We start from the raw sequence: 6,000 nt of genomic DNA on the forward strand, positions 1-6,000 counted from the left end.
CGAGGGCGGGTCGGGGCGGCGCGGGGCGGCGCGGCAGTGGGTCGGGGCGGCTTGAGCCGCTCGGGGGCGGCGTGGCAGTGGGTCGGGGCGGCTTGAGCCGCTCGGGGGCGGCGTGGCAGTGGGTCGGGTCGGCCTGGGGCGCCCGGGGGCGGCGTGGCAGTGGGTCGGGGCGGGGCGCTCGCGCGACGGCCTCACGCCCCCTGTCCCCGTACGGGAGCCTGTGTCGCCGCGTCAGCCCTGCGGGGAGGGGGACTGCTCCTCCGCGTCGTCGCCGGACCACATCTGCCACGGCTGGCGCGTCACCCACTCCTCCACCGGCGCGGGCCGTACGCGGAGCACCTCCGCCGACACCCCGTCGTCGGCGGCGAGGAGCAGCGGGTCGGCGCCCGTCGCCATGTAGTGGTAGATCCCGGCGACACCGGCCGCCGTCTCCGGTCCGAGGAGCCGGCCGAGCCCGCGCTCGAAGACCTCCGGAGGAAGCTGCAGATACCGCACCCTCCGGCCGAGCCCCCGGCTGAACGCGGCCGCCAGCTCGTCGCCCGTCAGCGACCGGGCCCCGCCGATGTCGAAGGTCCGGCCCTCCAGGCCCTCCACGGTCAGCGCCGCGTGCACCGCCTCCGCGAGATCCCGGTGCGACAGCCAGGCCGTCGGCGTGGCGGCGGGCAGCGGATAGGCCAGAATTCCCTCGTTCACCAGCGCCGGCCCGTTCCAGGGCGAGAACAGGTTGTCCAGGTACACCGGCGGCCGTACGACGACCAGCGGGACGCCGCTGCCCCGCAGCTCCTCCTCGGCGACCCGCCGGGTCTCGAACGCGGCGACCGCGTTCGGGCCGTGCGGGAGACGGGTGTTGGCGTTGAAGACCAGGCGCACGGTCCCGGCGGCCAGGGCGGCGTGCGCCACGTTCCGCGCGTAGCGGCGTATCCGCTCCACGTCGTACACGAGCGGCATCGTCACCACGGCGTGCGTGGTCCCCTCGAAGAGCCGCCGCACGTCCGCGGGGCGCGCCAGGTCGCCCGCGACGAAGAAGGCGCCGGGCAGCGGAGGGCGGTCCCCCGAGGGGCGCCGGGTGAGCGTCCGGACCCGGTGGTGGCGCTCGACCAGCAGACGCGCGATCGCGCCGCCCTGGAAACCGGTCGCTCCGACGACCGCGACCCGCATCGGAATCTGACTGGACATGTGTCGTTGAGGCCCTTCGATAAGGTATGGCTGCTGCCATGACGTCTTTCTCAGGCTGGCGGCGGCGGCTCACACCGTTCAATTAACAAACCGGGGCGGAAGTTGAAGGATCGTCCATGGACACCGTGGCAACCGACCGTGACGACCGGCGTGAGGAAGACGAGCCCGAGGACCTCCTGAGCGAGCTGCTCAAACCGCTCCGCCTGACCGGCGTCTTCGACAGCCGCTGGCACGTTCGCGCGCCCTGGGCCATCGAGGGCGACGCGGAGCAGAGCTGTGCCGTGCTCCACTACATCGTGGAGGGCGGCTGCTGGATCACGGGAGACGGCGAGGCCCCGCTGGAGCTGAGCGCCGGTGACCTGATCGTCTTCCCGACCGGAACCGCCCACCGGCTCTCCGACCGCCCGGACCGCCAGGGCGTCCCGCTCAAGGCCGTACTGCCCGAGCGGCGGCCCGGCACGTCCGGGGAGATACGCATCGACGGGACCGGAGCGGTGAGCCGGCTGCTGTGCGCCGGACTCCACTACGACGCGAGCGCCGCCAGCACGCTCTACACCTCGCTGCCCTGGGCCCTGGTCCTCGACGGCCCCCAGGTCGACCGCGAGCCGCTGCTCCGCGACACGCTCCGCCTGCTCGCCTCCCCGGACCGCCCCGTGGGCCCGGGCGACCGCCTCATCACCCTGCGCGCCTTCGAGATGGCGCTGGTCCTCGCCCTGCGCCCCCTGCTGCGCGACCTCGCGGACAACCCGACGTCGCTGCCACTGCTGCGCCACCCGGGCATCAGCCAGGCGATGGTGATGATCGCGACCCGCTTCGCCCAGCCCTGGACGATCGACTCCCTCGCCCGCGAGGTCGGCATGTCCCGCTCGGCGTTCACGGCGGCCTTCCGCGCCCTGGTGGGCGAATCCCCGGCCCGCCACCTCACCTCCCGCCGCATGCAGGAGGCGGCCCGACTCCTCTCCGAGACCACCCTCCCCCAGTCGGCGGTCCCGGCCCGCGTCGGCTACCAGAGCGCGGTGGGCTTCCACCTGGCGTTCAGGAAGTGGTTCGGGATGACACCGGGGGAGTACCGGTCGGGGATGTGCAGCGCGGCGTGAACATTCGTCGGGATGGGGCGCGCGGACGGTGCGCGAGGGCATCGCCGGCGTAGTTCTCCTTCTCCACCACGATGGCGTCAGCCTTGAGTTCGAGGGCGAGGCGGCAGACCGCAAGGCCCCAGTCGTTGGCGCACATCGAGCCCGACCGGTCGGCAAGGACGTACAGCTGCCGGTCGAAGTCCCGGGCGACTCCGACGATGCCGGTCTCGTCGCCGACGGCGACGATGATGGGGGCCAATTCGAGGCCGGAGAACTGGACGGCGTTGATGCGAGCGTTGTCGATCCACTTGCGCTGCCATACGCCTCCCGCGGGCGAGGCTTCTGCATGGACAGGACTCCCCAGACGCGTTCGCCGACGCGCTTGCGGTTCTCGGCGTGGTGGGCGGTGCTGAACCGCTCGGGCCACAGGGCCTCTTTGGGCTGGCGGCCGAGCGGAGCGTCCGGGCTGTCGGCGAGTGCGGGAAGGTCGATGACGCGCCAGGCGTCGCGTTCGGTGGCGAGGATCCGTCCGGCGAGGTCGTCTTCGTGCCAGCGGGTCTGGATCAGGCATATGGCGCCGGTGGGTTCGAGTCGGGTCTGGATGACGGAGGTCCACCAGTCCCAGGCACGCCTGCGCATGGTCGGGGAGTCGGCGTCCGCCACGTCCTTGACCGGGTCGTCCACGATGGCGATGTGTGCGCCGCGTCCGGTCAGACCGCCGACGAGCCCGGCCGCGAGGAGTCCGCCTTCGCCGCCGACGATGTCGAAGCGGTTGGCGGCCTGGCTGCCGGGCTTCAGCTGGAGGCCGAGGTCGTCGCCCCAAGTGAGGATGGCGTCTCGGATCCACCGGCCGTGGTCGTCGGCCAGGTCAGCGGAATAGCTGGCGATCATCAGGCGGTGGCCGGGGTTGCGCCGCAGGTACCACAGCGGGGCCCAGCGGGAGGCGCGTCGGCTCTTGCCATGCCGCGGGGGCATGGTGAGCATGACGCGGTCGCACCGACCCTCGGCCATGTCGATGAACGCCTGGTCGATCAGGTCGAGATGAGGGGCCTGCATCTCACGGCCCCCGGTGAGCACGGCGGCGAGCGCGCCCGCGGAGCGGTCCATCGCGAGCTGCCGTTCGGCGCGGACGAGCTCGGCCCGCAGCTCCGGGGAGGCGGACCGGGCTATGGAGCGGCGCTGCGCCGGCGGCAGCGTCTTGTAGCGGGCGACGACCTTCGCGTTGTCCCGGGGCCTCACTCGGTGTCCGGGTCGGTGAGCGCGATCAGCTTCTCCAGCTCGGCCGCCGAGGCGGTCTCGACCTGGACCGGGCCGCCGGCGGGGCCGGACAGCTCGGTGCGGGCAGGCATGTCCAGGCCGAGGAGCCGGGCGCGGCGCTCCATGATCCGCAGCGTGCGGTCGACGGCCGCGAGGTCCTGGTCGCGGACAGCTTTCTTGTAGGCGACGAAGAACAGCCGGTCGAGGCGGTCGGCCTCGAGCGCACGCAGCTCGTCGACGTCGTCGTTCAGCTCGGCGCGCCGGTCGGCGAGGGCTTGGTGGACGTCGCGGCAGGCGGCGTGAATCAGGGCCTCATCGCCTGGCGGGTCCTGCTTCTTCCGGTACCGCTTGATGCCGTACCCCTGCGAGTAGGCCATGCCGTCGCTGTTGACGGCGGGGTCGGCGGCGAGCTTGCGGGCGATGGTCAGCCAGTCCACGCCGGCGAGTCGGAGGTCGATCGCGTCCGAACGGCGGCGCGCAATCGCCGCACGCACGGCTTTGTCGGGGCGTCCCAAGGCAGGCCCTTCGAGATAGGGAGCACCCCCGCGCCCCAGCTCCATGATCGCAGATCTTGCGATGGCCGATGGCCGCCGCTCTGGGGCGTCGGACGAGCCTGGAGGCCGGACCTTCACGGCCTTCTCCGTGCAGTCTCTGTTCTCCCGTCTCACAGCCCCTGATGCAATGTGTTGGCCGGGTTCGCCATGGGTTCCGTTCGTGCCGCTCGGACCCCTACCGGCCTGGGCGACGACGGACGCGGTCGAAGAGGCGCCGAACGCACCGACTGCGCGCACCGCCAGGGTGCGCGCAGTCGAATGGGTCCGGAGGCCAACTGAGCGAGCCGTCGCGAAGTGTCAGAAGGTCCCTTTGCGGCCGTCGCCGGACCAGTCGCCGACAGCCACGATGAAGCGGACGCTGTTCCAGTCGCCGCTGCCGAAGCTCACACACTCCATCCTAGTCGGGCAGGCCTTCGACGCACGCTGGAAAGGGATTCAGCAGGCCCCGGATGCGTATCCCGCCGGGATGTGACTGTGTTCGCAATCCCCTCAAGCAGCCAACTCAAGGGTGACTCTCTCCGCTACTCGAGATCCGAGAAATAGACCTCGATGTCATAGTTCGCAATGAGTCGGGCCAACCCGAGGGGCGTTTGGCCGTTATCATTTTCCATATTTGGATCGGCACCTTTAGATCGAAGGAGTCGAATCATTTCCCCGCGTCCTCGTGAATTGAAAACTGCGACGAACAACGGAGTATTTCCGAAGCGGTTCTTCCGGTCCACACTGGCGCCGCCATCCAGGAGTGACCTAGCGGCATCCACCTGGTACTCCTGGGCTGCGAGATGTAGCGCGGTGAAGCCGCTGGCGTCACCCACGTTCGCGTCAACTCCGGCGGCAAGCAGCTCCTCGATCTCGAGGATATCGCCTCGAAGAGCTGCTTGGCGGAGACGGTCGTGACTTGCGTTATGGCTGCTCATACTTGTGACTCAAATTGTTGGCGGGGTCTTCTATTTGATAGTGGTTAGGGTTGTTCTCGTAGGCGATGAACTGTTCGCGCGTCCATCCCTTGGCGGCGGCCATGTCGCGGCTGCGCCAATACTCGAAACCCGGCTTATGTCCGTAGTGGAACGGTCCCCTGGCAGGGATTATTTGACCGGTATTAGGGTCGATGAAGTTCCCGTTCGCGTCTTTTGGAGCGGCACTTCTAATCGCCGCCTTAGTGGAGGCATGCAATGACACTCTTGCATATCTCTTGTCCCCCACGAGGTTTGGATTTGACACGAATCGGCCATCCGGGCCTCGAACGCAATTCGAATTGTGTACGAGGATCGGCGTGCTGCCCGCGAGTACATAGTACGTGTGCTCGCCGGGCGGCCGTCACCTGCATTTTCGCTGGTCAGCGAATTCCGGCTGGTCCGTAGGTGTGCGTGGAAGTGCCGCGCTGTGCGCCCCTGTTGCCGTCGGCGTTGCCGTCAGACGGCTGCGCGCCTGAGGGCGGTGGAGTGGGCTTTGGCCGGTGTCCTGCCCGGGTTGGGGTCGGGCATGGTCAGGGGGCCGTACGCTGGCCCGGCAACTCGGGCAGGCTGTGATCCTGCCCGGAATTTGAACGAGTGACCCCCTGGCCTTGCTCGACGCGGGCCCCGACCCGGGGAGGTGGGTAAAGCCCACGGAGCCGACCGCCCCCACCTCCGGACCTTCGGCTCAGCCAACTCCCCGCCATCGCCTTGCCGTCGGCCTGGCGTTCGCCGTGCGGGCGCGTTCGGATCTCTCCGCGCTTCCGTTCGTCCGCTGTGCTGTCTTTGCGCGGCCTGGTCGCTGGCCGGCCCGCGGTGGCGGAGCCGAGAGCGGGCCGGGTGGGCGGCCGTGCCGCGGGAAACACGTCCGCGGGTCGCCTTTCCGGCATGAAAAAAAACTTGCCGCCCCCCCCCCCCGCGGTCCCGCCCTCCTTTCTGTTTCGCTTTTTGCTTGGATTCTTGTCCTTTTCGATTATCCCCCAG

At 69.7% G+C, this 6,000-nt stretch carries 6 protein-coding genes and 1 pseudogene; 1 reads left to right on the forward strand and 6 read right to left on the reverse strand.

Annotated features, from left to right (window positions below; all coding sequences use genetic code 11):
• Positions 1-231: 231 nt before the first annotated feature.
• Positions 232-1,176 carry an SDR family oxidoreductase gene (locus ACFUJR_RS24695; RefSeq protein ID WP_383167022.1) on the reverse strand — a complete coding sequence of 315 codons (945 nt, stop codon included), beginning with the start codon at positions 1,174-1,176 and terminating at the stop codon, positions 232-234.
• A gap of 116 nt (positions 1,177-1,292) precedes the next feature.
• Between ACFUJR_RS24695 and ACFUJR_RS24700 the strand changes: the two genes are divergently transcribed.
• Positions 1,293-2,273: an AraC family transcriptional regulator gene (locus ACFUJR_RS24700; RefSeq protein WP_383167025.1), complete on the forward strand. Its 981-nt coding sequence runs from the start codon at positions 1,293-1,295 to the stop codon at positions 2,271-2,273.
• Here ACFUJR_RS24700 and ACFUJR_RS24705 read toward each other — a convergent pair.
• The 5 genes and pseudogenes from ACFUJR_RS24705 to ACFUJR_RS24725 all read right to left on the reverse strand — a co-directional run bounded on the left by ACFUJR_RS24705 (position 2,212) and on the right by ACFUJR_RS24725 (position 5,284).
• Entirely contained in the window at positions 2,212-2,511 is a 300-nt protein-coding gene (locus ACFUJR_RS24705) for a hypothetical protein (protein WP_383167029.1), read from the reverse strand. The two genes, ACFUJR_RS24700 and ACFUJR_RS24705, sit on opposite strands and share 62 nt — an antisense overlap.
• 161 nt (positions 2,512-2,672) lie before the next feature.
• A pseudogene (locus ACFUJR_RS24710) lies at positions 2,673-3,359 on the reverse strand (terminase large subunit domain-containing protein); the annotation flags it as partial.
• Between the two features lie 128 nt (positions 3,360-3,487).
• Complete coding sequence (locus ACFUJR_RS24715) at positions 3,488-4,003, reverse strand: hypothetical protein (protein ID WP_383167032.1); 516 nt, start codon at positions 4,001-4,003, stop codon at positions 3,488-3,490.
• 581 nt (positions 4,004-4,584) lie between these two features.
• Positions 4,585-4,980 carry an ankyrin repeat domain-containing protein gene (locus ACFUJR_RS24720; protein ID WP_383167035.1) on the reverse strand — a complete coding sequence of 132 codons (396 nt, stop codon included), beginning with the start codon at positions 4,978-4,980 and terminating at the stop codon, positions 4,585-4,587.
• Positions 4,967-5,284: an HNH/ENDO VII family nuclease gene (locus ACFUJR_RS24725; RefSeq protein WP_383167038.1), complete on the reverse strand. Its 318-nt coding sequence runs from the start codon at positions 5,282-5,284 to the stop codon at positions 4,967-4,969. The genes ACFUJR_RS24720 and ACFUJR_RS24725 overlap by 14 nt, the downstream gene beginning before the upstream one ends.
• Between the last annotated feature and the right edge of the window lie 716 nt (positions 5,285-6,000).

This window comes from Streptomyces sp. NPDC057271, from assembly GCF_042668715.1.
GTDB lineage: Bacteria > Actinomycetota > Actinomycetes > Streptomycetales > Streptomycetaceae > Streptomyces.